The following is a 25,467-nucleotide window of genomic DNA, read 5'->3' as shown; positions in this document are numbered from 1 at the left end:
ATATAATGCTATAATAAGGAGGTGCCCAAATGAAACTTCATGAATTAAAACCAACTGAGGGTTCTCGTAAGGAACGTAAACGTCTAGGACGTGGTATTGGTACTGGTCAAGGTAAGACTTCCGGTAAAGGTCATAAAGGTCAAAATGCTCGTTCTGGTGGTGGAGTTCGTCCAGGATTTGAAGGTGGTCAAACACCATTATTCCAACGTCTTCCAAAGCGTGGATTCACTAACATCCATCGTAAAGAGTTTACGATTGTTAACTTAGATACTCTTAATCGATTTGAAGAAGGAACTGAAATTACTCCAGAACTTTTATTAGAAACTGGTGTGATCAGCAAGTATACAGCTGGCGTTAAAATCCTTGGAAAAGGTGTGCTAGAAAAGAAACTTACTGTTAAGGCTCATAAATTCTCTTCTTCAGCAAAGGAAGCGATTGAGGCGGCTGGCGGTAAAACTGAGGTGGTTTAATGTTTCAGACAATCTCCAATTTTATGCGCGTGAGTGATATTAGAAATAAAATCATTTTTACCTTACTGATGCTTGTTGTATTCAGAATCGGAACATTTATTCCGGTACCTGGAGTAGAGGCAGAAGTGTTAAAGGTTCAGGATGAACTAAATGTATTCGGAATCCTTAATACATTTGGTGGAGGAGCTCTACAAAACTTCTCAATATTTGCTATGGGTATTATGCCTTATATTACAGCATCCATCATTGTACAATTATTACAGATGGATGTTGTCCCTAAGTTTACTGAATGGTCAAAGCAAGGAGAAGTAGGGCGTCGTAAACTAGCTCAGTTTACCCGATATGGTACAATTGTACTTGGATTTATCCAGGCTATTGGGATGTCGATTGGATTTAATAATCTAGCAGGCGGTCAATTGATCCAGAACCCAAGTATTCTAACCTATTTGTTTATTGCAACTGTATTAACAGCAGGAACTGCCTTCTTAATGTGGCTTGGTGAACAAATCACTGCTAAAGGGGTAGGGAATGGGATTTCCATTTTGATTTTTGCAGGGATTGTGGCTGCTATTCCAACGACAGTCAACCAGATTTATGCTCAGCAATTTGAAAATCCAGGAGATCAACTGTTCCTAAATATTGTAACAGTACTTATTCTGTTAATCGCAGTACTAGCAATTATCGTAGGTGTTATCTTTATTCAACAGGCAATTCGTAAAATACCAGTACAATATGCAAAAAAACTGGTTGGTAATAGCCCGGTTGGAGGACAATCTTCTCATATTCCTTTAAAAGTTAACGCAGCAGGTGTTATTCCAGTAATCTTTGCTGTTTCATTTATCATTACTCCACCAACGATTGCTTCGTTTTTTGGAACCAATGATGTGACAACTTGGATTACCAACACCTTTGATTATACAAAACCGGTCGGAATGATTATCTATGTTGCACTAATCATTGCTTTCTCTTATTTCTACACATTTGTACAAGTAAATCCTGAACAAATGTCTGATAATCTGAAAAAGCAAGGTGGTTATATTCCGGGTATTCGCCCAGGAAGAAATACGCAAGAGTTTTTAACTAAGATACTATATCGTCTAATCTTTGTAGGATCATTATTCTTAGCAGTTATTTCTGTTCTACCTGTTTTCTTCATTAACTTTGCTAATTTACCACCTTCAGCACAAATTGGGGGAACTAGTTTACTTATTGTCGTAGGTGTTGCACTTGAGACAATGAAAGGGCTAGAAAGTCAACTTGTGAAAAGGCATTATAAAGGCTTTATTAAGCAATAGGTGTGGGAAGTATATTCCCACTTCCTTATAATGACTGATGGGGGAGAATATAAATGAATTTAATACTAATGGGTTTACCGGGAGCTGGAAAAGGCACTCAAGCTGAACAAATAGTAGAACAGTACAATATCCCTCATATTTCTACGGGTGATATGTTCCGTACCGCTATTAAAGAAGGAACTGAATTAGGATTAAAAGCAAAGTCATTTATGGATCAGGGACAGCTAGTACCGGATGAAGTAACAATAGGTATTGTTCGTGAGCGCTTAGGCAAAGATGATTGTAAGAAAGGTTTTCTTCTTGATGGTTTTCCACGTACAGTGGCTCAAGCAGAAGCATTAGAAGATTTATTAAACCAACTAGAACGTACAATAGATTATGTAATTCACATCCATGTAGATCAAGGTCTACTAATGGATCGTCTTACTGGAAGACGAATCTGTAAAAACTGTGGATCTACGTATCATTTAGTTTTCAATCCTCCTGCAGTTGATGGTGTTTGTGACAAGTGTGGAGGAGAATTGTATCAACGTGAAGACGATAATGCCGAAACAGTTGGCAACCGTCTAGAAGTTAATACAAAGCAGATGAAACCATTATTAGATTTTTATGAAGGTAAAGGTTATCTACGTACAATTAATGGTGAGAAAGAAATTGAAGATGTTTTTGCAGATATTAATGAATACCTTGGGGGCATTAGCAAATGATCATTTGTAAAACGCCTCGCGAGATTGATATAATGCGTGAAGCAGGTCGTATTGTAGCCTTAACTCACCAAGAGTTGAAAAAGCATATTAAACCTGGAGTCTCAACACTTGAATTAGATGCTGTTGCTGAAAAATTGATTCGTCAATATGATGCAATTCCTTCTTTCAAGGGTTACAGTGGTTTTCCAGGTAGTATATGTGCTTCTGTGAATGAAGAACTTGTTCATGGTATTCCTGGTGGTCGAGTGTTACAGGATGGCGATATTATCAGCATTGATATCGGTGCGAAGTACAATGGTTACCACGGTGATTCCGCATGGACTTACGGTGTAGGAACCATATCTGAAGAGGATCAGCGTTTATTAGATGTAACCGAGGAGTCCCTCTACTTAGGATTAAAGGAAGCTAAATCGGGAGTGCGCTTGACAAACATTTCTCACGCTATTCAAGAGTACGTGGAAGCTAATCAGTTTTCCGTAGTTCGTGAATATGTAGGTCACGGTGTAGGTCAAGAGCTACATGAGGATCCTCAAATCCCGCATTATGGTCCTCCTGGTAAAGGGCCAAGATTAAAGCCAGGAATGGTTTTAGCTATTGAACCGATGGTGAATGCTGGTAGCCGCTATGTTAAAACATTACAAGACGACTGGACAGTTGTGACTGTTGATGGTAAACGTTGTGCTCACTTCGAACATACCATTGCAATCACAGAAGAAGGTTGTGAAATATTAACAAAAGCCTAAGTGAAGGTGGTAAAGGATGAGTGATTCTGATTCTAGTCCACGAATAGGTCAGTTTGTCTCTATTACACAAGGCAGAGATGTAGGACAGTATGCTATAATAATACGAATTCTGGACGAACGGTTTGTATTAATCGCTGATGGTGATAAGCGAAAATACGATAAACCTAAAAAGAAGAATATTAACCATCTTGAATTATTTGAAGACGTTTCTCCGGAAGTTCAGAGCAGTATAAGTGAATCAGGTCGTGTGACAAACGGAAAGCTTCGATATGCTTTGACAAAGTTTGTCAGTGAGCAGATTGCTGATTTGGAGAAGGGAGAGCTTGTTGATGGCGAAAGACGATGTAATTGAAGTTGAAGGTACCATCATAGATACATTGCCTAATGCAATGTTTAAAGTTGAGTTAGAAAACGGTCACGTTGTGCTGGCTCATGTTTCAGGTAAAATCCGCATGCATTTTATACGTATACTACCAGGTGATAAGGTTACAGTTGAATTATCACCATACGATCTAACTCGTGGTCGAATTACGTATCGTTTTAAATAAAATACACTCAGCACTCCGTACTATTAAGGAGGTTTAAAAGATGAAAGTGAGACCATCCGTAAAGCCGATTTGCGAAAAATGTAAAGTTATTCGCCGAAAAGGTAAAGTCATGGTTATTTGTGAAAACCCAAAACATAAGCAAAAACAAGGTTAATTTGAAGGAGGTGCACTAATGGCACGTATTGCAGGTGTTGATGTTCCACGTGATAAGCGTGTTGTAATTTCCTTAACTTATATCTTTGGAATCGGTAAAACAACTGCTCAGCAGGTACTTGCTGAAGCTGGTGTTTCTGAAGATACTCGTGTTCGTGATCTTACAGAAGATGAATTAGGAAAAATCCGTGATGCAATTGACCGTTTAAAGGTTGAAGGAGATCTTCGTCGTGAAATCTCATTAAACATTAAGCGTCTAATCGAAATTGGTTCTTACCGCGGTTTACGTCACCGTCGTAGCTTACCAGTTCGTGGTCAAAATACGAAAAATAACGCGCGTACTCGTAAGGGTCCACGTCGTACTGTAGCAAATAAAAAGAAATAGTAAAGGAGGGTAAATGATCGATGGCTCGTAAAACGAATACACGTAAGCGTCGTGTTAAAAAGAATGTCGAGACTGGTATAGCTCATATCCGTTCTACATTTAACAACACGATTGTAACTATTACTGATTCCCACGGAAATGCATTATCATGGTCGAGTGCTGGTGCACTAGGCTTCAAGGGTTCACGTAAATCAACTCCATTCGCTTCTCAAATGGCTGCTGAAGCTGCTGCGAAGGTTGCAATGGAACATGGTTTAAAAACTTTAGAAGTTACTGTTAAAGGACCAGGTGCAGGTCGTGAAGCAGCGATCCGTGCTCTTCAAGCAGCAGGTCTTGAAGTAACAGCGATTAGGGACGTAACTCCAGTACCTCATAATGGTTGCCGTCCGCCAAAACGTCGTCGCGTTTAATTTTTTCTGTATAGATTTTGAAACCCTGTCTATAATGGGATATGATACAATATTTTTGTAGATACATTCATTAGAAACAATTGATCAAGTTGTTGTGCGCAAAACGGGAACTGCCTAATGGGGAATTTCGGTTAGACTTACTGTCTAGCCGGGGTTTCGACGTTTTGGAGGAGGGTTTATAAATGATCGAAATTGAAAAACCAAAAATCGAAACGGTTGAAATCAGCGATGATGCCAAGTATGGTAAATTTGTCGTGGAACCACTTGAGCGTGGATATGGTACAACTTTGGGTAACTCCTTACGTCGTATACTATTATCCTCACTACCTGGTGCTGCTGTATCTGCTATACAAATAGACGGTGTACAGCATGAGTTCTCAACTATTGAAGGTGTCGTGGAAGATGTTACTACGATCATCCTAAATCTTAAGAAATTAGCTCTTAAAATCTATTCAGATGACGAAAAGACTTTAGAGATTGATGTGCAGGGTGATGGAACAGTCACTGCTGCTGACATTACTTATGATAGTGATGTAGAAATCTTAAATCCTGATCTTCATATCGCGACACTTTCAAAGGACGCTACTCTTCGTATGCGTTTGACAGCAAGACGTGGTAGAGGATACACACCTGCTGATTTAAACAAGAGAGAAGATCAGCCAATTGGAGTTATTCCAATTGATTCAATCTACACACCAGTTTCACGTGTTACGTATCAAGTTGAGAACACACGTGTAGGTCAAGTGTCTAACTTCGACAAGCTGACTCTTGATGTATGGACAGATGGAAGCATTGGTCCAAAAGAGGCAGTTGCACTTGGGGCTAAAATTTTAACCGAACATCTTAATATTTTTGTTGGTCTGACTGATGAGGCTCAAAATGCTGAAATCATGGTAGAAAAAGAAGAGGACCAAAAGGAAAAAGTGCTTGAAATGACAATTGAAGAACTTGATTTATCAGTTCGTTCTTACAATTGCCTAAAGCGTGCTGGTATTAATACCGTACAAGAACTTGCACATAAAACCGAAGAAGATATGATGAAGGTTCGTAACCTCGGACGCAAGTCGCTTGAGGAAGTAAAACATAAGCTTGAAGAATTAGGTTTAGGCCTTCGCAAGGATGACTAATCTAGCTTCAACTTTATTATACTAGTTATTGCCTATTATTCGAGGAGCTTAAAGGGGACTTTAGTTCTTCTAAAAGATACAGAGATTTCAACAAAAGGAGGGAACTTCCGATGGCATATCAGAAATTAGGGCGTACAAGTGCTCAACGTAAAGCTTTACTTCGTGACCTAGCTACTGACTTAATCATCAACGAGCGTATCGAAACTACTGAAGCAAGAGCGAAAGAATTAAAATCAGTTGTTGAAAAGATGATTACATTAGGTAAGCGTGGAGACTTACATGCACGTCGTCAAGCAGCTGCTTACATCCGTCATGAAGTAGCGAACGAAGAAACTAACCAAGACGCTATTCAAAAGCTATTCGGTGACATCGCACCTCGTTACACAGAACGTCAAGGTGGATATACACGTATCCTTAAGCTTGGACCACGTCGTGGAGACGGTGCACCAATGGTGATTATTGAATTAGTGTAATATTATAAACATCACTACTAAAGGGCGGGTCAGTTCTAAACTGGATCTATGCCCTTTTTTGTTTTTTTGGTATTTTATACATATGATGAATGAAAAGTTATGCTGATAGTCGGAGGGAAAACATGGGGGAGCCAATTATTACCGTAAAACAATTGTCCTATCAATATCCAAATCAAGACGTCCAAGCTTTAAAAGAAGTTAGTTTTACTGTATTTCAAGGTGAATGGCTCGCAATTGTTGGTCATAATGGTTCAGGAAAGTCTACAATGGCTAAGCTACTTAATGGTCTACTCCTTCCAACAAATGGTACCATTCTACTCTATAATGAAACTCCCTTAACAGAAGAGACAATATGGGATTACCGCGCGGAAGTCGGAATGGTTTTTCAGAATCCAGATAATCAGTTTGTGGGAACAACCGTTAAGGATGATGTGGCTTTTGGCTTAGAAAATAGAGGGGTTCCACGCGAGGAAATGATTACAAGAATAGAAGATTGCTTAACCCTTGTAAAAATGAATGATTTTCTAGATCAAGAACCACACCATCTATCTGGTGGCCAGAAGCAACGCGTGGCAATTGCAAGTATATTGGCTATCCAGCCAGCTATTCTATTGCTTGATGAGGCTACCTCGATGCTAGATCCTCAAGGTAGATTAGAAGTTATTCAGACCATTAATAAATTGAAGCAAGATAAAGATATAACTGTTGTTTCCATTACCCATGATCTCGAAGAAGCTGCGCAGGCAGATCGAATGATAGTATTTAACGAGGGATCCATCTTTGCTGAAGGTCCCCCAAGGGAGATATTTAAGCTTGACCGGGAATTAGAGGAGATCGGTCTCGATGTTCCCTTTCCAATCAAACTTGGTCAGAAGCTTAAGGAAAAAGGGATATCTTTAAAGGAAGTTCCATTTTCAGTAGAAGGATTGATTAGTGAATTATGGAAATAACTATCCGTCATTTAACACACCTTTATCAAGCCAACACACCATTTGAAAGACTTGCTCTAGCTGACATTGATTTAGATATTATGCCCGGCACCTTCATGACGATAATTGGTCATACAGGGTCTGGAAAGTCTACCATCATACAACATCTCAATGGACTACTTAAGCCAGCCTCAGGTACTGTGACGGTTGGACAACATACGATCACTTCTAAAAAGAAGGACCGAGAGCTAAAATCTTTACGTAAGAAAGTTGGAATGGTGTTTCAGTTTCCAGAAAATCAGTTGTTTGAGGAAACGGTAGAGAAAGATATTTGCTTTGGTCCGATGAATTTCGGGTTGAGTGAGGAACATGCAAGAGTAAGAGCAAAAGAGGCATTAAAGCTCGTTGGATTACGTGATAGCTATCTAGAGCGGTCTCCTTTTGATTTAAGTGGAGGGCAGATGAGACGAGTGGCTATTGCTGGTGTTCTTGCGATGAATCCAGAAGTCTTAGTATTAGATGAGCCAACAGCTGGTCTAGATCCAAGAGGTCGAAAAGAAATGATGGAGCTTTTTGCAGCCCTTCATCGAGATAGAAGCCTGACCACCATCATGATCACCCATAATATGGAGGACGCTGCGGCATACTCTGATAAAATTGTCGTCATGGAGCAGGGGAAAATCCTTATGGAAGGAGCACCGAGTGAAATATTTGCAAAAAGAGAAACACTTTCACAAATGGGCTTGGATGTTCCTAAAACCTATCAATTTATTGAAGAGGTTGAAAAGCTAACTGGACATAAGATTGAAGGAAGTTTTTTAACAATTGACGAACTGGCTGAGGCATTATATCGGCATTTAACAAAGGAGACCATATCATGAGCATGATGGAAAATATTATTATTGGAAAATATGTTCCAACTAACTCCATTATCCATCGGATGGATCCGAGATCCAAGCTCTTACTTATCTTTATTTTTGTCTTAGTTATCTTCCTAGCCAATAATGCTATCAGCTATGGCCTGTTGATTGCTTATACACTGATAATTCATCAATTGACAAAAATCCCCCTTGCGTTTGTTCTAAAGGGCTTAAAACCTGTCATTTGGATTATATTATTTACGTTTCTACTACATATCTTTATGACAAAGGAAGGGCCATTACTCTTTGAATGGGGATGGATTAGTATCTATGAGGAAGGCCTAAGACAAGGTATCTTCATCTCAATCCGTTTCTTTTTACTTATTGTAATGACGTCGCTCTTAACGCTGACTACAACGCCTATAGAGGTAACAGATGGAATGGAGAGTCTTTTACATCCATTTAAACGCTTTAAGCTACCCGTTCATGAGCTAGCCTTAATGATGTCTATTTCCCTGCGTTTTATCCCGACCTTAATGCAAGAGACAGAGAAGATCATGAAAGCACAGGCTGCTAGAGGTGTCGAATTTTCGTCTGGTCCCATGAAGGAAAGGGTGAAAGCAATTATTCCTTTATTAGTTCCTTTGTTTATCAACTCGTTTAGGCGAGCAGATGAACTAGCAAATGCTATGGAGGCAAGAGGATATCGAGGCGGAGAAGGAAGAACAAAGCTTCGGGAGTTAAAATGGAAAGTTACGGATACCATTCTTCTATCAAGTACTGTAGTGATTACAACAATCTTATTATATATTCGAGCATGGTGATGATATGCAAAGACTAAATTGTTTGATAACTTATGATGGATCTGCATTTGCAGGTTATCAAATTCAACCCAATCAGCGAACTGTACAGGCAGAAATAGAGACAGTTTTAAAAAAGATGCATAAAGGGACAGATATCCGCGTAATTGCATCAGGGAGAACGGATGCAAATGTCCATTCAATTGGACAAAGTATTCACTTTGACACGCATTTAAGCATTCCATTAAATAAGTGGAAGATGGCTTTTAATTCGTTACTTCCTGAAGAAATCTCAGTGACTCATGTTCGAAGGGTCCCTCAGGACTTCCATGCTAGATTTGACGTGAAAAGTAAGGAATATCGTTATAAGGTCAGCTTAAAAAAAGATAGAGATGTATTTATGAGACACTATCATTACCATTATCCATATCAATTAGATTATATTGCCATGAAGGAAGCCATTAAATACCTGATTGGTACACATGATTTCACGTCTTTTTGTTCTGCGAAAACAGAAGTTGAGGATAAGAAGCGGACCATCTATGAAATTGAGTTTTTTGAAGTTGATGACTTGCTCACTTTCCGATTTGTTGGAAATGGCTTTTTATATAATATGGTAAGAATTATGGTAGGAACTATACTAGAGGTAGGTCAAGGCTATCGGAAGCCTGAGGAAATTATTTCTATATTAGAGGTTCGTGATCGTACGAAAGCAGGGAAAACAGCACCTGGAAATGGGTTATATTTATGGAAAGTTCATTATGACAACTAATCCTGGTGTAACATTTTCTTGACATTCGCTCCTGCAGGATATATTATTGCATATGGTACTATTTTTAAAACCCACAAATAAGCCCCGGAACTTATTTGATGAAATAAAAATAGCTTTAAAAAATTTAATATTATTTAATGATTCGTAATGGAGGGAAAAAATATGCGTACTACTTATATGGCAAAGCCAAGTGAAGTTGAACGTAAATGGTTCGTAGTGGACGCTGAAGGTAAGACTCTTGGTCGTCTATCTACAGAAGTAGCATCTATTCTACGTGGTAAGCACAAGCCAACGTTTACACCACATATCGACACTGGTGACAATGTAATCATCATCAATGCTGATAAGATTGAATTAACTGGTAAGAAATTAACTGACAAGATCTACTACCGTCACAGCATGCATCCAGGTGGTTTAAAATCAAGAACTGCTCTTGAAATGCGTACAAACTATCCAGTTCAAATGTTAGAACTTGCAATCAAAGGAATGCTTCCAAAAGGTCCTCTAGGACGTCAACAAGGTAAGAAGCTTTTCGTTTATGCAGGAAGCGAACATCCACATCAAGCACAAAAACCAGAAGTTTACGAACTTCGCGGATAATCTAAGGAGGTTATTATATTGGCTCAGGTACAATATTACGGTACAGGACGTCGTAAGAGCTCCGTAGCTCGCGTACGTTTAGTTCCTGGTAACGGTCGTGTATTAATCAATGAACGTGAATTTGAAAACTATTTACCACTACCAGCTTTAAGAGAAGTTGTTAAGCAACCTCTTGTAGCTACAGAAACACTTGGAAGCTATGATGTTCTTGTAAGTGTTAAAGGTGGAGGCTACACTGGTCAAGCAGGAGCAATCCGTCACGGAATCTCTCGTGCTTTACTACAAGCTGACCCTGAATTCCGTACTACATTAAAGCGCGCTGGATTCTTAACTCGTGACGCTCGTATGAAAGAACGTAAGAAATACGGTCTTAAAGGCGCTCGTCGTGCACCTCAGTTCTCAAAGCGTTAATTTTCGCTTTCAAAACTCTCAACCAAATGGTTGGGGGTTTTTTTATAGCTTAGGAAATTATAAAATGTATCATTTATAGGTAACTCAACTCTGTGCATTTCAATCTAGCTCCAGAGCCCAGCCCCTCGAGGTTAAATAATCTGAAGAGAATAAAATGGAAAGAGCAACATTTTTTCTCTTTAGAACATTTACTATGCCTGAGGCTAAACGGGGCGCTTGCACCTTTTGTTCTTCGGATAAATAACCTTTCACCAAGTTTATCGTAAATATTTTCACAAAATATTTACCTTTACATCATAAACTCTCAATAATTGACTGTTAAGATAACTTCTGTAATATGAATATGTTTCTCTAGGTAAGAGAAGAGTGGAAAAACCTTGAGAGCGACCATGCAATCGTTGAAGCATTGACTTCATTGACGATTATTTTTGTATGGACGTTCACTGGGTTTTTTTTACTTCTATAAGGAGGGGGAAATTTAAAAGTTCTACATGTAAGTTATCCTGATTTTGAACACGAAATATTATAGGAAATGTGAAAGGTAGTGTCAAAAGTTCTATGAAAACTACCTGAAGATTTAAACCCTCTCCTAGTTATTGGGATGGAGGGCCACGCAACCGCTCTTGACAAACACGCCAATGGTTTGATGGTAGTTTAACAAGGGCGAAGGGGACAAAAAGATGGCAAGCCAAATAGCCCTTGGTTATTTCCATTTTAAACCATTGGCAAGTTCGGTTTGTCAAGAGTTCGCTCCGCCGATTGCTGAATTAGGGCTCTGCTAAACAAAAAGTTAGGCAGTCTGTTCTACAATCCAATGTTGTGCTAACTCAATCAATTTTGTCCACCGTGCAGGCATATTAGGAAGCCCTAATAGTTCTGGATTAACGACTGGCACCTTTCCTTCCAAAGAAGCATGTGGTCTTAGAAAGTTAAAATAAGCCACAAATAAGGTGACATAGGATACTGATCCATGTTCCGATCCAAACCCGTGAGTAGATCGATAATTGCTCTTAAAAGTGCGATTAAGTCTCTCAATAATTTGTTTCAATGGTCGGAACTCCTTTGATACTTCATCCTCATTGGTTAGCCCAATAACTTGTGTGACATCAAATGAGATTCCGTGCTGAGCGAAAAAGTGTTGTGCTAGTAGATAGATGGGATTACCATCTACCACGAATGTAAGGTTCTCAGGAATGTCTTTCATTTTTAACAACACTTCATCAATTGCACGAATGGCAGACGTTGTATCTCGGTTTGCTGACACTGGATAGGAAAGGATGATCTTTTTCACCGCGTCAAAGAAAAAGAAAAGGTAGTGCCATCGGCCGTTTACTCTGATGTAGGTTTCATCACCACAGAATTGATCAGATAGTTCATATGGATAATGATCCACATAAGGCTTAAGCATTAATGACACGCTGTTTTCGTAGTTCAATATGGTCTGGTGTGAAATAAGCACACCATGAACATCCTGCATAATGGCAGCTGTTTTACGGGCCGAAAGGCCATAGTTGACATGATAGGTTAATATCAGTCCTAATGTATGTGGCGAAGCATGAAGCCTAGATAAATCAACCTTTGGTCTCTTTGGAGAATCCTTCGACAGTGGTTGAAATTCAATGTGAAACTGACGGAAAATGTATCTTAATTTAAATGCCTGAGGATGTTTTTTAAATTGATTTCTCTCTTTAGATGAAATCGCGTTTAACTTTTTTTGATAATACGGACACTCATCGTTCTTGCATTTGAACACGTGAAAGTCTTTTCTTTCTTTGATCTTTTCAAGATTTTTGGAACAATGCGGGCACTTTAATACGGCTTCTTTTGAAAAACGGTTTTTATCACTGAACAGACAGGAACAGACCTTACACTGATACTGCCCTTTATCTCCATTATTGGTATAAAGGTAAGTAGATGGAGCACCACACTTTGGACAGATCGTAGATTTTGGTACCGTAACCTTTGTGTTCTTATGCCTGCGTACAGGTTTCAAGGGTTTACCATTTTTCTCTACGTATTCCCTGAGGAGAACTTGATAATCTTGTTTTTCTGGAATTTCAATGATCGGCAGATCATCAACCTGGAGTTTACGATAAGGTTTATTTATAGGCTGTTCAGTCGGTTTATCAAACATATTTTTTCCAATAAGTAAGGTTAGTAATGTTCGAATAATTTGTTCTTGGTAGTTTATAAAAGTTAATAAATAGGTTATAATTTGAGGGTACAAATTGTCGCTTCCTTTCTAAGGTTGTTGAGAGTGTCGTAACCTCAATTATCCTTAGAATTCAGGGGGTGGCAATTTTTTTGCTTATAAAGCCCTCTATCACAGTATTCTATAACCTATTTCTTATAAAAGTTTTGACAATACGATGTGAAAGAGGAGAGTGGAATAATGAAAACGGTAAAAACAATAGCCTTAGTTTTTATGGCGATGATGTTGTTAGTAGCATGTTCTACAACGAAAACAGCAAATGAGTCAACCTCAACAGGTTCTTCGACTACAGAAAATAATTCAACAGAAAGTGTAAAGGAAAAAGAAAAGGAACCACTTGAGATTACGATGTATTACCCGATTGCAGTTGGAGGACCTCTTACAGAAATCGTAGAAAAGATGGCAGCCGATTTTCATAAAGAAAATCCTGATATTATTGTCAAGCCAGTATATACAGGTAGTTATCAAGATACAATGGTTAAAACGCAAACAGCCGTACAATCAAAAACACCACCTGATTTGGCAGTACTTTTATCGACAGAGCTTTTCACATTAAAAGATATGGATGCAATTATTTCATTAGATGATTATATTGCTCAAGATGGTGGAGAGGAATATGTAGATAGTTTTTATCCTGGATTTATGGAAAATGCTCAAACAGAAGGAAGTACATGGGGAATTCCATTCCAAAGAAGTACAATTGTGCTTTATTATAATAAAGATGCCTTTAAGGAAGCTGGCTTAGATCCAAATTCACCGCCGAAAAACTGGGAAGAGTTAGTAGAGTACTCGAAAAAATTAACAAAGGTAGAAAATGGGCAAACAACTCAATATGGAGTTGAGATTCCAACTTCAGGCTTCCCGTATTGGTTATTCCAAGCTTTTGCACTTCAAAACGGTAAGAATTTAATGTCTAGTGATGGAAAAGAAGTGTATTTTGACACAAAGGAAAACGTAGAAGCACTACAATTATGGCTAGATCTAGCTAAAAAACATAAAGTAATGCCTGAAGGAGTAATTGACTGGGCAACGGTTCCGTCTAATTTCTTAGAAGGTAAAACAGCGATGATGTATCATACTACGGGTAACTTAACAAACGTAAAGACTAATGCTAGCTTTGATTTCGGTGTTGCATATTTACCTGCAGGCGGAAAAGACCACGGTACTCCAACAGGTGGAGGAAACTTCTATTTATTTAAGGATACAGAAAAAGAGAAGCAGGAAGCAGCATGGAAATTCATAAAGTGGGCAACACAACCTGAACAAGCTGCACAGTGGAGTATTGATACAGGGTATATTGCAGTTAGTCCAGCGGCTTATGAAACAGCTGCTATGAAGGAGTATGTTGAAAGCTTCCCTCAAGCTGCAGTGGCAAGAGATCAATTAAAATATGCCCAAGCAGAGCTATCTACTCATAATAATGGTCAAGTCTCGAAGGTATTTAATGATCAGTTACAAGCGGTTGTAACAGGAACTGCTACACCAGCAGAGGCACTGAAGAAGGCGCAAGAGCAAGCAGAGGAATTGTTAGCACCTTTTAAAAAATAGGTGAGTTCGTTCACGAGCGAGGAGGTAGCGAGAGTGAATAAGTTAGGAATTTCCACGTTTGCTGTCTATGATATACCTTTATTCGAGGGAATACAAAAACTCGTTAAAGCAGGATTTAAATTAATTGAAATCATGTGTGAAGAAAACGGCTTAGAATGTTTAACCTGGTCGCCAGAAAAACTAGATGAACTGTCACGCTTAATGAAGCGAGAAGGTGTTACTTTATCCATTCATGCTCCATTTCTACTTTGCAATCCAGCAAGTGAACAGGTAGAGGTACGCGAAAGGTCTGTTCAACTGTTTAAGGATTGCTTAAAGCTAGCAGAGTTTCTGAATGCACCTTATGTATTACTTCACTTAGGTGAGAACGAACAGGTGGACCAGGGCTTAGAAAACAGTATCCGGTTTATTGAGGAGGTTCAATCATTTATCCCTCCATCAACAAGGCTAGTCATTGAAAATGTTCCACCTAAGCCTAATTTAGTGGGGACAAAGACAGAGGAACTATTAAAGGTGTGCTCATATTTCGGCGATGGTCAAGTTGGAATCATGTATGACGTGGGGCATGCTAATCTACTGGGTAAAAACGAGGTAATGAGAGGTTTAGAAACTATTCATGCCCATTTATTTGGTCTTCATATCAGCGACAATTATGGAACAGAAGATGAGCATAATAGAATAGGAGATGGGACGGTACCTCTCTCCTCTGTATTAAACCATCTTCTCGATAAGGAGTTAACGAGTATATATAAAATACTCGAACCCCTATCAATCAAGGATGGAATTGAAGCAGTCCTACTGTTAGATAACATATCTGTTTAAACATAAAAAGCTATCAATAGATTCATGTTGATAGCTTTTTATGTTAACAACTTCTGAATATATAAACGAGGGTGCTGCTTTTGATCAACCAAGTGTAAAGAGTTTGTAAAGCTTGGCATATTTAATAGAATATCATGACTAGTTAAACTAAAATGAAAGAAAATGACAAAAAAGGACTGTTTACATGTCACTATTACACTTAATCGGTAATAAACCAATCATTGCAGCGTTAAGGAAGCCGGAGTATTTTGAGGAGGCTTTGAACAGTAAGGTTGATAATATTTTCTTTATGGGAGGAAATATAACTGAAATTATTGAAATGGTGGCATTGTGTAAGGAAGCAAAGGTAGGAAGCTTTGTACATGTTGATCTAGTAAGGGGATTATCAAGTACAGATAAAGAAGCGGTTTCTTTTATTGCTGATTATGTTGGCGCGGATGGGATTGTAACTCCCAAAAGTCATTTAATCAAAGAAGCTAATAAATTGAATCTATTCAGTGTCCTTCATTTATTCGCAATTGATACTTTAGCTGTAGAGAATGGGATTAAAATGGTCAAAAATGTGGAACCTGATGCAGTTGAAATTATGCCAGGTCTATTACATAAGGTAATTGAAGAGTTTGCTGATCAGTTTGAGAATATCCCGATCATAGGGAGCGGGTTAATTCATTCAAAAGAAGAAGTAACCCAAAGTCTTCAGGCAGGCGCGACAGCATTATCAGTTAGTAATCGTGATCTGTGGTCTTTGACTTTTAGTGAAGTATTCTAATAGATCAAATAGAATGTTAACCATTTATTTACAATCTTCTCACATTAGATTAACAATACTATTTTATAGTAAGAGAGTAAGCAAAAGAAGTTAACTTTATATATTTATAAACTATAAGTTTAGAGTAAGTGATGAGAGAAAAACTCTGAACAATAGTAGGCGTCTTTGTTATGGGCGAACTAACTATTGTTACGGTTTTCTCTCTTTTTTATGTTGTAAAGGAGGCTGAACATTGAGGGTAAATGAAGAGCAATATGTAGTGTTAATTAGTATTGATGGCATGGCAAATTACTATCTAACAGATCCAAATGTCAAAATGCCAAATCTTCGTCAGTTAATAAGTGAAGGTACATCAGCGAAAAGTATGGAGAGTGTATTTCCGACTGCAACGTGGGCCATTCACACGAGCATGATAACCGGTAAATATCCTAGACATCACGGAGTATTAGGGAATTGGGTCATTGATCGAAAAAACAAAAAAGTAGGAGAGCATTTTGGAGACCGTACATGGGATAAAGATGAAATTGTCTTAGGTGATACCCTTTATGACATTCTTCATTCAAAAGGAAAGAAGACAGCTTCCATCTGCTGGCCAGTCACAAGAGGTGCACAATCCATTGATTATAATATACCAGAATTTTATGATCAGGAGCTCTTTGAAAGATATAGTACTCCATCTTTTTGGAAGGAATTAAAAGAGAAAGGTTTTCCAGTAGACGCTTATGGTGAATGGAGTACAGATCATGCAAGAGGACAAATGCAGGATTACTTAACAACAGAAATCGCTAACTATCTTATTGAAAATAAGCGGCCTGATCTTCTGATGTTGCACTTTTTACTTCCTGATAGCTATCAGCATGATTATGGAACTCGTTCACAAGAAGTCTATTGGTCTCTAGAATATATTGATGAACAGATTGGTAAGATTATTACTCAACTAAAGTCAGCGGGGCTTTATGAAGACACTACTATGTTCGTGGTTTCTGATCATGGATTTATAGACACGATTCGAACCTTATACCCCAATCGACTATTTAAACAAGCAGGCTGGTTTAATGATGAAAAGCCACAGGAGAGCAAGGTTATGGCGGTATCTAATGGTGGATCTGGATTTGTCTATGTACTAGAGGAAGATCCAATTAAAAAGAAACAACTTTATAAGGAAGTATTAAATCTTTTAAAAGTAACAGAAGGTGTAGGGGAAATATTTGAGAAGGATCAATTTCCTTCATTAGGACTTCCTGGAGTAGGTGAAGTTGAGGCTCATTGCCCAGATTTAATCTTTGAATCAGAAATAAATTGCTTTGTTCACTTTGACCATACTGGTGAACAGGTAATCGAGAATAGAACGAAATTTCGAGGCATGCATGGATTTTTGCCAACAAGAGAAGAGCTGAAGGCAGTGTTCGTCGCAAGCGGTAAAGGCATTCAAAAAGGGAAGCAGATCGAAGAAGTAAAGGTAGTGGATGTAGCTCCTACCATTGCGAGGATTTTTGAAGAAGAGCTTAGTGATGTCGATGGTAAAATCCTAAATGAAATTTTTATAAAGCAAGATACGCTGAGTATGTAAGGGAGTTTATACATTTATGACAACAACACATCACTCTCTTTTACATAAATCTAAAGCATATTTATTCGACCTAGATGGTTGTATTTATTTTGGCAACTTACCTGCTCCTGGTTCACTTGAGCTGCTGAGACAACTTAAAGAAGATCAAAAAGATATTTTATTTGTGACAAATAACTCTACTGAAACGGCTTATGAGGTTTCTGCAAAATTAAAATCTATGGGTTTATCTGTGGAGGCTAATGAAGTTGTGACAGCAACAGAATGTGTAGGACTTTATCTTTATGCACGATATGGGTCTGTGAAAGTAAAGGTTGCTGGTAGTCATTCATTAAAAGAAACATTGAGAAAGCAAGGGCATCAAGTATTAGATTTAGAACAATCTGAAAGAGCCGATTATATGGTGATTGGAAGAGATACCACTTTTCATTATATGACCTTACAGTATACCGTAAATGAAATTACAAAAGGTGCAAAGCCCATCAGTACAAATCCAGATGAATATCATTTGGGTGGAAAACATGAGCTTGTTCCAGAGACAGGTTCGCTTGTTGCAGCAATTGAGGCAATCACGAGGAAAAAGATAAAATCTGTTGGAAAGCCTGAGCCATATATCTTTAAATTTGCTTTAGATAAGTTAAACTATCAGCCTCATGAATGCTTAATGATTGGGGATAATCCTCACACAGATATTTTAGGAGGATATAAAGCGGGTCTTCATACGATTTGGTTAAAAGGAAATCAGGTGGATCTCTTCAAGGAAAATTCAGTGGATTTCAGTCCGAGTCTGACAGCTCATGATATAAGTGATTTATTAAATTTATATAAAACGGAAATGAACATTCTGTAATATTCACTAAAAAGGGAGAGTGTAAAATGAAAAAACTATTTAGTATTTTTCTATTGGTTTTAATGTCTTTTGCTTTAGTTGCGTGTAACTCTACTGTAAGTACGAAAACGGAAACGAGCAATAGCAATGGGTCAAATCAAACTACTACTGAGAAAGAAGAAGAAACGAAAGAACCAGTGGAATTAACAATGTACTATCCGGTAGCAGTTGGCGGTCCGATCACGGAATTAATTGATAAAATGGCCACAGACTTCAACAAGGAAAATCCGCATATTACAGTAAAGCCAGTTTATACAGGTAGTTACGCTGATACGATGGTTAAAGCACAAACCGCGTTCAAAGGAGGAACTCCGCCTGATCTAGCGGTACTTTCCTCAACGGATTTATTTACTTTACTTGATATGGATATGATTGAAAGCTTTGATGATAAGGTTGAGCAAGAGTATATTGATGATTTCTACTACGGATTTTTAGAAAATGGACTTGCGAACGATAAGCTTTGGAGTATCCCTTTTGCTAGAAGCACACAAATTCTATACTACAATAAGGATGCATTTAAAGAAGCGGGATTAGATCCAGAAAAAGCACCACAAAACTGGGATGAAGTAATTGAGTATTCAAAAGCTTTAACGAAAGATGGTCAATGGGGAATTGAGGTTCCTGCAACTGGTTATGGTGCTTGGTTATTCCAAGGTTTTGCCTTACAAAATGGAAAAAATCTCATGAACACAGATGGAACAGAAGTGTATTTTGACACACCTGAAAATGTTGAGGCATTACAGCTTTGGCTAGACCTTAGTAAAAAGCACAAGGTAATGCCAGAAGGTCTAGTTGATTGGGCTACAACACCTTCTGATTTCCTAGAAGGAAAAACAGCCATGATGATTCATACAACAGGTAATCTTGCTAATATTCGTGACAATGCTACCTTTGAATTTGGTACTGCATATTTACCAGCTGGTAAGAAGGGTCATGGGACTCCGGTTGGTGGTGGAAACCTATTTATGTTTAAGGGTATGGGAGAAGAAAAACAACAAGCAGCAATTGAATTTATTCAATATGTAACAAAGCCAGAGATTACAGCTCAGTGGAGTATCGATACCGGATATATCGCAACAAGAAAGTCTGCCTATGAGGTAGATACAATGAAAACCTATTTAGAGGAATTCCCTCAAGCAGCCATAGCGCGTGATCAACTAGAATATGCTTCTGCTTCGATCTCAACACATAACAACGGCGAAGTACAAAAAATTCTACAAGATCAAATTCAAGCAGTGTTAACTGGTGAACTAACACCTGCTGAAGCATTAAAAAAGGCTCAAGATATGGCAACAGAGCTATTAGTTCCATTTAATTAATCTCTAGAATAAATATAGAAATTGGATGTAGAGGATGGAGAAGCGAATGTTTAACAGCCAACTGAAAGAAAATGTAACGGCATATGCTCTTCTCCTTCCTGCTCTCATCTTCCTAGTCTTGTTTACCTTTTATCCAATGGGTCAAACAGTCATATTAAGCTTGTTTCAATCAAACTTAGGGGTCCCTGAACCGTTTTTTGTTGGGTTGTCAAACTATCAAAAGCTAATGGAAGATGAAGTGTTTTGGAAGGTGACAAAAAATACAATCATTTTTGTTTTGGGGACAGTCCCAATTAGTATGATTTTAGCTCTTGCGATGGCAGTCTTCGTCAATCATGTCCTAAGGGGAAGTCAATGGTTAAAAACGATGTTTTTTTACCCGACAGTTGTACCTGCAATTGCTATAGCAAATATTTGGCTATTCATTTATACACCTGAGTATGGTTTACTTGGCCAGATTTTAGGCTGGCTAAATTTAAATCAAATTAACTGGTTAGGTAGTCAAGAAACGGTTTTAGGAGCAACTATGGTGATGGCAGTTTGGAAAGAAGCAGGTTTTTATATGATTTTCTATTTAGCGGGATTGCAAAACATCTCTAAGGAATTATATGAAGCTGCTAAGATAGATGGAGCCTCTTCATGGCAGTTATTTAGAAGAGTTACATTCCCGCTACTAATGCCAAGTACATTATTTGTATTTATCATCGCTTCTACTCACTCGTTTAAGCTAGTTGATCATCTCGTTGTGATGACTCAGGGTGGTCCGAACAATGCAAGTAACTTACTTTTATATTACATATATGAAACAGCCTTTAAGTTCTGGGATGAGGGAAGAGCTGCAACTTTAACGGTTATCTTTTTACTTATCTTATTAATCGTAGCCTCCATTCAATTCTTTGGGATGGAAAAGAAAATTCATTATAGATAGGGTGTAGTAAACATGGATAAACTCAGTAAGATTTCAATGTATGTATTAGCAATTATTTGGGTGATTCCACTCGTTTGGGTCGTTTATACATCCTTTCGACCAAAGGATCAAATTCTTTCAGGAAATTTTTGGGGTACTACCTTTACTTTAGAAAATTATATTAATGCTTGGAATAAAGCGCCTTTTACTCAATATTATGTGAATACACTGCTCATTGTATTTGGGATCTTAATTGTCCAACTAATCACTACCACTCTTGCCGCCTATGCATTTGCCAGACTAAATTTTAAGCTGAAGAATTTTATCTTTATCTTATTCTTAGTACAAATTATGATTCCTGCTGAAGCACTAATTTTTCCGAATTATAAAATAGTGGCTGGAATGGGACTAATCGATCAAAAACTATCGATTATGATTCCATACTTTACCTCGGCGTTTGGTATCTTTCTATTAAGACAAACCTTTAAACAAGTACCTGCAGAGTTGGAGGAAGCAGCCAGATTAGATGGGTGTAACCTTTTTCAAATTCTTTGGCATGTATATGTTCCTTTAGCTAGACCGACGTTTATAGCGTTTGGGCTAGTATCAGTTAGTCACCATTGGAATAATTTTTTATGGCCACTCATCGTAACGAATTCCATCGAAAGTAGACCGATTTCTGTAGGGTTAGCTTTGTTCGCATCGAGCTTTGAAACAGGTACTCAATTTGCAGAAACAACTGCAGCTACGATGTTAGTCATTACCCCATTACTACTTGCTTTCCTATTATTCCAACGTCAATTTTTAAATAGCTTTATGCAATCTGGTATGAAATAAACATTCAAGACTCTTAACCATTTGGGTTAGGGGTCTTTTTTTGTGTTCAATAGTTTGTCTAATGGCTTTATCGCAAGTTAACCATTCGTCGGTATTTTTTAGAAGTTAAGATGTAATGTTTACCTCCTTTAATGAAACTGTCACCGTTATTAATCTATAGTTAGGATTCCATTAAGAATGATTATCATTATTTATAATTAGTATTATTTTATAATTATTATAAATAAGTGTTGACCCTTTACTCTCCCCTTACATAAAATATAGCTATAGAGTATGTAGTAGCTTAGAAAATGACTACCTTGAGCGGTGTCTTATCTCTTTAATAGATCAGAATAATGAACTTATACGAGGGTGAGGGAGAGTAGAGTGGAAGCAAATATTAAGGCTAGTAGAAATGAGCTATATCAATCACAAGACGAAAAGGAATCCTTCATTATTAAGCATCTTGAATTATTTGCTGCTTTACTAAGTGGGGGTTTTATTGTCGTAGGATGGCTCTCAGCAAATGAGGATCATCTAACCTCAGTTATATGTTACTTACTAGCTTTTGTCATTGGTGGATTCGCAAAGGCTAAGGAAGGAATCATTGATTCAATAAAGGACCGAGAATTAAATGTAGAATTATTGATGATTTTTGCAGCAATAGGCTCTGCCTGTATTGGATACTGGATGGAGGGAGCCTTGCTCATTTTCATCTTTTCATTGAGCGGAGCACTTGAGACATACACGATGAACAAGAGTAAACGAGAGCTATCATTACTTATGAACCTGCAGCCGGAAGAGGCGGTTGTCATAGTTAACGGGGATGAGCAAAAAGTCAAAGTTAGCCTTCTACAAATAGGAGATCTAGTTGTAGTAAAAGCAGGAGAGAGAATTCCGGCTGACGGCATCATCACCAATGGAAGAACATCAGTTGATCAATCAGCAATAACTGGAGAGTCGCTTCCTGTAATAAAGATCGCCCAAGATGAAGTATTTGCAGGAACTGTTAATCATAATGGAGTGATTCAAGTTAGAGTATCCAAGCTTTCTAGTGACACTCTTTTTAGTAAGATTATTCAATTGGTTCAGCAGGCTGAAAGTGAAAAGTCACCATCTCAATTATTTATTGAAAGGTTTGAAGGGCTTTATGTGAAGCTAGTTCTATTCGCTGTATTACTTACGATGCTTGCACCGGTGTTATTGTTTGGTTGGAGTTGGTCTGAGTCCTTTTATAGAGCAATGGTACTGATGGTTGTTGCCTCACCTTGTGCCCTAGTTGCTTCCATCATGCCAGCAACATTATCTGCTATTTCTCAGAGTGCAAGAAAGGGTGTCCTAATAAAAGGTGGAGTTCACCTTGAGAGACTATCACATACCAAAATCATTGCTCTTGATAAAACAGGTACTCTAACTAGGGGAAAGCCAGTTGTAACTGATTTTGTAATGAAAGAAGATGTAGATCAAGAGGAGATTAAGTCCATTATTCTCTCAGTTGAGGAGAAATCTAATCATCCACTCGCACAATCGATTGTTCGTTATCTTTTAAGTGAAGAAACAAAAAGACTTCCTATCACTCATATTGAAGAGACGCCAGGACTAGGAATAACAGGATTAGCTAATGGTTCTACATGGAAAATTGGAAAGTTAGACTATGTCCATAAAGACCATACAGATGAGGAACTTTTAGTTAAAGGAGAAAGGCTTTCTTCTGAGGGGAAAACAATTGTCTACCTCAAAAAGGATGACGAGGTTGTTTGCTTCTTAGGTCTAATTGACTCTGTGAGAGACACAACTAAGCAGGCCATTCAAGAGCTTAAACAAGAAGGAATTCATACAGTTATGATCACCGGTGATAATGAACGGACCGCCAATACGATTGCTGAACTTGCTCAGGTTGATGAATATATTGCCGATTGCTTACCAGAAGACAAGGTTAAGCATATAAAAACGCTTCAAAAGAAGTATGGCACTATTGCTATGACTGGTGATGGAATAAATGATGCACCTGCTCTAGCAACAGCCAATATTGGAATTTCAATGGGTGAAGGAACAGATGTAGCATTAGAAACTGCCGATATTATTTTAATGAAAAATGACTTATCTAAAATTAGAGAAACCATACACTTATCAAAAAAGATGAATCGAATTATTAAGCAAAATGTGTGTTTCTCAATTGCTGTAATTGCTGTATTAATTTTCAGTAATTTCTTCCAAGTAATTGATCTACCATTCGGTGTTATAGGTCATGAAGGAAGCACAATCTTAGTTATTTTAAATGGTCTACGATTGCTGAAGGCATAAATAAGAGATAATCTTTTATTCGCGTTCAAAATCAACAAGTAATTAAGTTTTTCATAAAAAAATTATAGTTGGTTGTATGTGATAAAATTGCCATTCAAGCCTTCCGTTATTTCGTGCATCCTAAGGGTATAAACCTTCAATCGAATATAAAAGTATCTCTACTTTTAAATCAGTCGTAAAGGAAGGGTGCAGATTATTATGACAGTAATTACATCTTTTAAAGAAAAACGAAAAGAAAAACAAGTGAAGTTTGAACGAAAGCTTTTAAGAGAGCTAAGTTTAGAAAAGCTGATGAAGGAAGTACATGGCTTTTTTCAACCCTTCTTCAAGAATGCAAAATTTTCTCAAGCAATTGAAGATGGTAGTGTGGATGTTGCGATCGAAGCTTACCTTCTTGGTGCAAGCTTTGGACGGGTAGGGCATTACGGAGAGTCCTTTGATACCATTAAAAGGAAATGCTATGCAGAGGAAAAATATTTAATTGATACTTTATATGATTACCTTCAGTATTGGGGAAATCTTAGCGATAATGATTTTATCAGTGAATCCTTATATTTAGCATGTGAGCAATATGTCTCAAGGTGGATTCAGGAAGGTTTTGATAAAGGAATCATGAGGTATAAACTTCGTCTTCATTAGTGGGCTCTTTTCTAAAACTTTGTTGCTTTTGTGACATTTAGTTTGGTTAAACAACCAGTTATATAAGCAAATTGAGTATAGATTAGAAAAGAGAAACTCTCTTTATGTATAGTAAGACCTTAATACTAAGGGGAAATCCGGTTTTTGGGATTTTTACACAAAGCAACAAACTATACGAAAACAGCCCCATTAAATCATATTTTCTCCTCTTGTCCCATATAGTTTACTACTAGGGACAATCAGGGAGGAGCAAAGGAAGATGGGGAAGAAAAAAGCAAAAATTATAGGGATTGGCGTTGGAATCCTTGCATTTATCCTTATTATACAGAATCAATTAACGAGTAATGATTCTTGGAACTCGTGGAATCTTCCGCTTAGTGGAGAGATTATTATCCTAGATCCTGGTCATGGTGGACTTGATGGTGGGGCTTCATATGGTGGTGAAGTGTTCGAGCGTGATATTGCACTCACGATTGCGCAAAAGGTAAAGGATTATCTTCAGGAGCAGGGGGCAATCGTTCTCTTAACAAGAGAGGACCATAATGACCTTGCAGATAAAAGTACAAAGGGAGTTCGTAATCGAAAAGTAGAAGATTTAAAAAAGAGAGTAGAGTTTATTAACAACTCGGACGCAAGTAGTTTTATTACCATTCATCTTAATGCCATACCCTCCGAGAAGTGGAGAGGTGCACAAACCTTTTATTTTGGATCACTTGAAGAAAATAAACGGTTAGCTACCTTTGTTCAAACCGAAATAAAGCGTAATCTTGAAAATACAAATCGATCTGCCAAACCTATCAGCGGCATATATCTATTAAAAAAGGCTCAAATACCAGGAGCGCTAGTTGAGGTTGGATTCTTATCAAACCCGCATGAGAGAAACCTTCTGAAAACAGAAGAATATCAGGAGAAGATGGCAGCTTCTATTTATAATGGGATATTGCGATATTATACGAATGAACCGGATCTCCCTTAATAGGGGGATTTATTTT

29 protein-coding genes are annotated in these 25,467 nt (G+C 37.9%); 28 read left to right on the top strand and 1 reads right to left on the bottom strand.

All coding sequences use genetic code 11. The features are described 5' to 3' along the window. Nucleotides 1–29 precede the first annotated feature (29 nt). The 17 genes from rplO to rpsI all read left to right on the top strand — a co-directional run bounded on the left by rplO (nucleotide 30) and on the right by rpsI (nucleotide 10,683). Nucleotides 30–470, top strand: a complete 441-nt coding sequence (gene rplO / locus M1D60_RS22815; RefSeq protein WP_456277069.1) for a 50S ribosomal protein L15 — start codon at nucleotides 30–32, stop codon at nucleotides 468–470. Further along, entirely contained in the window at nucleotides 470–1,765 is a 1,296-nt protein-coding gene (gene secY / locus M1D60_RS22810; RefSeq protein WP_456277068.1) for a preprotein translocase subunit SecY, read from the top strand. Before rplO ends, secY begins: the two co-directional genes overlap by 1 nt. 53 nt (nucleotides 1,766–1,818) lie before the next feature. Further along, complete coding sequence (locus M1D60_RS22805; RefSeq protein WP_456277067.1) at nucleotides 1,819–2,472, top strand: adenylate kinase; 654 nt, start codon at nucleotides 1,819–1,821, stop codon at nucleotides 2,470–2,472. Beyond that, nucleotides 2,469–3,215 (top strand): type I methionyl aminopeptidase, encoded by a 747-nt coding sequence (gene map, locus M1D60_RS22800; protein ID WP_456277066.1) that lies wholly within the window; start codon nucleotides 2,469–2,471, stop codon nucleotides 3,213–3,215. The genes M1D60_RS22805 and map overlap by 4 nt, the downstream gene beginning before the upstream one ends. 16 nt (nucleotides 3,216–3,231) lie before the next feature. Next, a complete protein-coding gene (locus M1D60_RS22795) occupies nucleotides 3,232–3,567 on the top strand; it encodes a KOW domain-containing RNA-binding protein (protein WP_456277065.1) in 336 nt (111 codons plus the stop codon). Continuing rightward, the gene (infA, locus tag M1D60_RS22790) at nucleotides 3,545–3,763 is read left to right on the top strand and encodes a translation initiation factor IF-1 (protein ID WP_163181858.1); all 219 of its coding nucleotides are present in this window, start codon (nucleotides 3,545–3,547) and stop codon (nucleotides 3,761–3,763) included. Before M1D60_RS22795 ends, infA begins: the two co-directional genes overlap by 23 nt. 40 nt (nucleotides 3,764–3,803) lie before the next feature. Beyond that, entirely contained in the window at nucleotides 3,804–3,917 is a 114-nt protein-coding gene (rpmJ, locus tag M1D60_RS22785) for a 50S ribosomal protein L36 (protein ID WP_003156543.1), read from the top strand. 18 nt (nucleotides 3,918–3,935) lie between these two features. Next, nucleotides 3,936–4,301: a 30S ribosomal protein S13 gene (gene rpsM, locus M1D60_RS22780; RefSeq protein WP_456277064.1), complete on the top strand. Its 366-nt coding sequence runs from the start codon at nucleotides 3,936–3,938 to the stop codon at nucleotides 4,299–4,301. Nucleotides 4,302–4,321: 20 nt separating this feature from the next. Continuing rightward, nucleotides 4,322–4,711 carry a 30S ribosomal protein S11 gene (gene rpsK, locus M1D60_RS22775; protein ID WP_456277063.1) on the top strand — a complete coding sequence of 130 codons (390 nt, stop codon included), beginning with the start codon at nucleotides 4,322–4,324 and terminating at the stop codon, nucleotides 4,709–4,711. 182 nt (nucleotides 4,712–4,893) lie between these two features. Continuing rightward, a complete protein-coding gene (locus tag M1D60_RS22770) occupies nucleotides 4,894–5,838 on the top strand; it encodes a DNA-directed RNA polymerase subunit alpha (RefSeq protein ID WP_456277062.1) in 945 nt (314 codons plus the stop codon). A gap of 110 nt (nucleotides 5,839–5,948) precedes the next feature. Continuing rightward, the gene (gene rplQ / locus M1D60_RS22765; RefSeq protein WP_456277061.1) at nucleotides 5,949–6,311 is read left to right on the top strand and encodes a 50S ribosomal protein L17; all 363 of its coding nucleotides are present in this window, start codon (nucleotides 5,949–5,951) and stop codon (nucleotides 6,309–6,311) included. A 122-nt stretch (nucleotides 6,312–6,433) separates the two neighbouring features. Further along, the gene (locus M1D60_RS22760) at nucleotides 6,434–7,261 is read left to right on the top strand and encodes an energy-coupling factor ABC transporter ATP-binding protein (protein ID WP_456277060.1); all 828 of its coding nucleotides are present in this window, start codon (nucleotides 6,434–6,436) and stop codon (nucleotides 7,259–7,261) included. Next, entirely contained in the window at nucleotides 7,252–8,121 is an 870-nt protein-coding gene (locus M1D60_RS22755) for an energy-coupling factor ABC transporter ATP-binding protein (RefSeq protein ID WP_456277059.1), read from the top strand. The genes M1D60_RS22760 and M1D60_RS22755 overlap by 10 nt, the downstream gene beginning before the upstream one ends. Before the next feature lie 2 nt (nucleotides 8,122–8,123). Then, nucleotides 8,124–8,924, top strand: coding sequence for an energy-coupling factor transporter transmembrane component T family protein (locus M1D60_RS22750; RefSeq protein WP_456279524.1), 801 nt, complete (start codon nucleotides 8,124–8,126; stop codon nucleotides 8,922–8,924). Between the two features lie 4 nt (nucleotides 8,925–8,928). Then, the gene (gene truA, locus M1D60_RS22745; RefSeq protein ID WP_456277058.1) at nucleotides 8,929–9,672 is read left to right on the top strand and encodes a tRNA pseudouridine(38-40) synthase TruA; all 744 of its coding nucleotides are present in this window, start codon (nucleotides 8,929–8,931) and stop codon (nucleotides 9,670–9,672) included. A 162-nt stretch (nucleotides 9,673–9,834) separates the two neighbouring features. Then, entirely contained in the window at nucleotides 9,835–10,272 is a 438-nt protein-coding gene (rplM, locus tag M1D60_RS22740; protein WP_456277057.1) for a 50S ribosomal protein L13, read from the top strand. An 18-nt stretch (nucleotides 10,273–10,290) separates the two neighbouring features. After that, nucleotides 10,291–10,683, top strand: a complete 393-nt coding sequence (gene rpsI / locus M1D60_RS22735; RefSeq protein ID WP_456277056.1) for a 30S ribosomal protein S9 — start codon at nucleotides 10,291–10,293, stop codon at nucleotides 10,681–10,683. A gap of 790 nt (nucleotides 10,684–11,473) precedes the next feature. On the opposite strand, the gene M1D60_RS22730 is transcribed toward rpsI, so the two are convergent. After that, nucleotides 11,474–12,910, bottom strand: coding sequence for a DDE-type integrase/transposase/recombinase (locus M1D60_RS22730; RefSeq protein WP_456277055.1), 1,437 nt, complete (start codon nucleotides 12,908–12,910; stop codon nucleotides 11,474–11,476). 165 nt (nucleotides 12,911–13,075) lie between these two features. Between M1D60_RS22730 and M1D60_RS22725 the strand changes: the two genes are divergently transcribed. From M1D60_RS22725 to cwlD, 11 genes are all read left to right on the top strand, one after another. Then, nucleotides 13,076–14,443 (top strand): ABC transporter substrate-binding protein, encoded by a 1,368-nt coding sequence (locus M1D60_RS22725; protein WP_456277054.1) that lies wholly within the window; start codon nucleotides 13,076–13,078, stop codon nucleotides 14,441–14,443. Nucleotides 14,444–14,476: 33 nt separating this feature from the next. Then, complete coding sequence (locus tag M1D60_RS22720) at nucleotides 14,477–15,265, top strand: sugar phosphate isomerase/epimerase family protein (protein ID WP_456277053.1); 789 nt, start codon at nucleotides 14,477–14,479, stop codon at nucleotides 15,263–15,265. Between the two features lie 184 nt (nucleotides 15,266–15,449). Further along, nucleotides 15,450–16,034: a glycerol-3-phosphate responsive antiterminator gene (locus M1D60_RS22715; RefSeq protein WP_456277052.1), complete on the top strand. Its 585-nt coding sequence runs from the start codon at nucleotides 15,450–15,452 to the stop codon at nucleotides 16,032–16,034. Nucleotides 16,035–16,266: 232 nt separating this feature from the next. After that, nucleotides 16,267–17,604 carry an alkaline phosphatase family protein gene (locus M1D60_RS22710; RefSeq protein WP_456277051.1) on the top strand — a complete coding sequence of 446 codons (1,338 nt, stop codon included), beginning with the start codon at nucleotides 16,267–16,269 and terminating at the stop codon, nucleotides 17,602–17,604. Between the two features lie 16 nt (nucleotides 17,605–17,620). Further along, nucleotides 17,621–18,451, top strand: a complete 831-nt coding sequence (locus M1D60_RS22705) for an HAD-IIA family hydrolase (RefSeq protein ID WP_456277050.1) — start codon at nucleotides 17,621–17,623, stop codon at nucleotides 18,449–18,451. A gap of 26 nt (nucleotides 18,452–18,477) precedes the next feature. Next, complete coding sequence (locus M1D60_RS22700; protein ID WP_456277049.1) at nucleotides 18,478–19,809, top strand: extracellular solute-binding protein; 1,332 nt, start codon at nucleotides 18,478–18,480, stop codon at nucleotides 19,807–19,809. A gap of 34 nt (nucleotides 19,810–19,843) precedes the next feature. Next, nucleotides 19,844–20,737, top strand: coding sequence for a carbohydrate ABC transporter permease (locus M1D60_RS22695; protein WP_456277048.1), 894 nt, complete (start codon nucleotides 19,844–19,846; stop codon nucleotides 20,735–20,737). A gap of 12 nt (nucleotides 20,738–20,749) precedes the next feature. Further along, entirely contained in the window at nucleotides 20,750–21,553 is an 804-nt protein-coding gene (locus tag M1D60_RS22690; protein ID WP_456277047.1) for a carbohydrate ABC transporter permease, read from the top strand. A 366-nt stretch (nucleotides 21,554–21,919) separates the two neighbouring features. Continuing rightward, nucleotides 21,920–23,836 carry a heavy metal translocating P-type ATPase gene (locus M1D60_RS22685; RefSeq protein ID WP_456277046.1) on the top strand — a complete coding sequence of 639 codons (1,917 nt, stop codon included), beginning with the start codon at nucleotides 21,920–21,922 and terminating at the stop codon, nucleotides 23,834–23,836. A gap of 198 nt (nucleotides 23,837–24,034) precedes the next feature. Continuing rightward, nucleotides 24,035–24,475: a DUF2521 family protein gene (locus M1D60_RS22680; RefSeq protein ID WP_456277045.1), complete on the top strand. Its 441-nt coding sequence runs from the start codon at nucleotides 24,035–24,037 to the stop codon at nucleotides 24,473–24,475. A gap of 259 nt (nucleotides 24,476–24,734) precedes the next feature. After that, a complete protein-coding gene (cwlD, locus tag M1D60_RS22675) occupies nucleotides 24,735–25,451 on the top strand; it encodes an N-acetylmuramoyl-L-alanine amidase CwlD (protein WP_456277044.1) in 717 nt (238 codons plus the stop codon). Nucleotides 25,452–25,467: the final 16 nt, after the last annotated feature.

Source organism: Bacillus sp. AK128 (assembly GCF_053903075.1).
The sequence above is the reverse complement of the archived record's forward strand: the minus strand, read 5'-3'. Positions and strand labels throughout refer to the sequence as shown.

Coding starts and splice junctions, on each gene's coding strand:
- M1D60_RS22715 (WP_456277052.1), top strand. CDS start 15,450: ATGTCACTATTACACTTAATCGGTAATAAACCAATCATTGCAGCGTTA.
- rpsM (WP_456277064.1), top strand. CDS start 3,936: ATGGCACGTATTGCAGGTGTTGATGTTCCACGTGATAAGCGTGTTGTA.
- M1D60_RS22705 (WP_456277050.1), top strand. CDS start 17,621: ATGACAACAACACATCACTCTCTTTTACATAAATCTAAAGCATATTTA.
- M1D60_RS22700 (WP_456277049.1), top strand. CDS start 18,478: ATGAAAAAACTATTTAGTATTTTTCTATTGGTTTTAATGTCTTTTGCT.
- truA (WP_456277058.1), top strand. CDS start 8,929: ATGCAAAGACTAAATTGTTTGATAACTTATGATGGATCTGCATTTGCA.
- M1D60_RS22770 (WP_456277062.1), top strand. CDS start 4,894: ATGATCGAAATTGAAAAACCAAAAATCGAAACGGTTGAAATCAGCGAT.
- M1D60_RS22760 (WP_456277060.1), top strand. CDS start 6,434: ATGGGGGAGCCAATTATTACCGTAAAACAATTGTCCTATCAATATCCA.
- M1D60_RS22750 (WP_456279524.1), top strand. CDS start 8,124: ATGATGGAAAATATTATTATTGGAAAATATGTTCCAACTAACTCCATT.
- M1D60_RS22805 (WP_456277067.1), top strand. CDS start 1,819: ATGAATTTAATACTAATGGGTTTACCGGGAGCTGGAAAAGGCACTCAA.
- rpsK (WP_456277063.1), top strand. CDS start 4,322: ATGGCTCGTAAAACGAATACACGTAAGCGTCGTGTTAAAAAGAATGTC.
- M1D60_RS22690 (WP_456277047.1), top strand. CDS start 20,750: ATGGATAAACTCAGTAAGATTTCAATGTATGTATTAGCAATTATTTGG.
- M1D60_RS22725 (WP_456277054.1), top strand. CDS start 13,076: ATGAAAACGGTAAAAACAATAGCCTTAGTTTTTATGGCGATGATGTTG.
- M1D60_RS22680 (WP_456277045.1), top strand. CDS start 24,035: ATGACAGTAATTACATCTTTTAAAGAAAAACGAAAAGAAAAACAAGTG.
- secY (WP_456277068.1), top strand. CDS start 470: ATGTTTCAGACAATCTCCAATTTTATGCGCGTGAGTGATATTAGAAAT.
- rplM (WP_456277057.1), top strand. CDS start 9,835: ATGCGTACTACTTATATGGCAAAGCCAAGTGAAGTTGAACGTAAATGG.
- infA (WP_163181858.1), top strand. CDS start 3,545: ATGGCGAAAGACGATGTAATTGAAGTTGAAGGTACCATCATAGATACA.
- M1D60_RS22755 (WP_456277059.1), top strand. CDS start 7,252: ATGGAAATAACTATCCGTCATTTAACACACCTTTATCAAGCCAACACA.
- rplO (WP_456277069.1), top strand. CDS start 30: ATGAAACTTCATGAATTAAAACCAACTGAGGGTTCTCGTAAGGAACGT.
- cwlD (WP_456277044.1), top strand. CDS start 24,735: ATGGGGAAGAAAAAAGCAAAAATTATAGGGATTGGCGTTGGAATCCTT.
- rpmJ (WP_003156543.1), top strand. CDS start 3,804: ATGAAAGTGAGACCATCCGTAAAGCCGATTTGCGAAAAATGTAAAGTT.
- map (WP_456277066.1), top strand. CDS start 2,469: ATGATCATTTGTAAAACGCCTCGCGAGATTGATATAATGCGTGAAGCA.
- rplQ (WP_456277061.1), top strand. CDS start 5,949: ATGGCATATCAGAAATTAGGGCGTACAAGTGCTCAACGTAAAGCTTTA.
- M1D60_RS22795 (WP_456277065.1), top strand. CDS start 3,232: ATGAGTGATTCTGATTCTAGTCCACGAATAGGTCAGTTTGTCTCTATT.
- M1D60_RS22695 (WP_456277048.1), top strand. CDS start 19,844: ATGGAGAAGCGAATGTTTAACAGCCAACTGAAAGAAAATGTAACGGCA.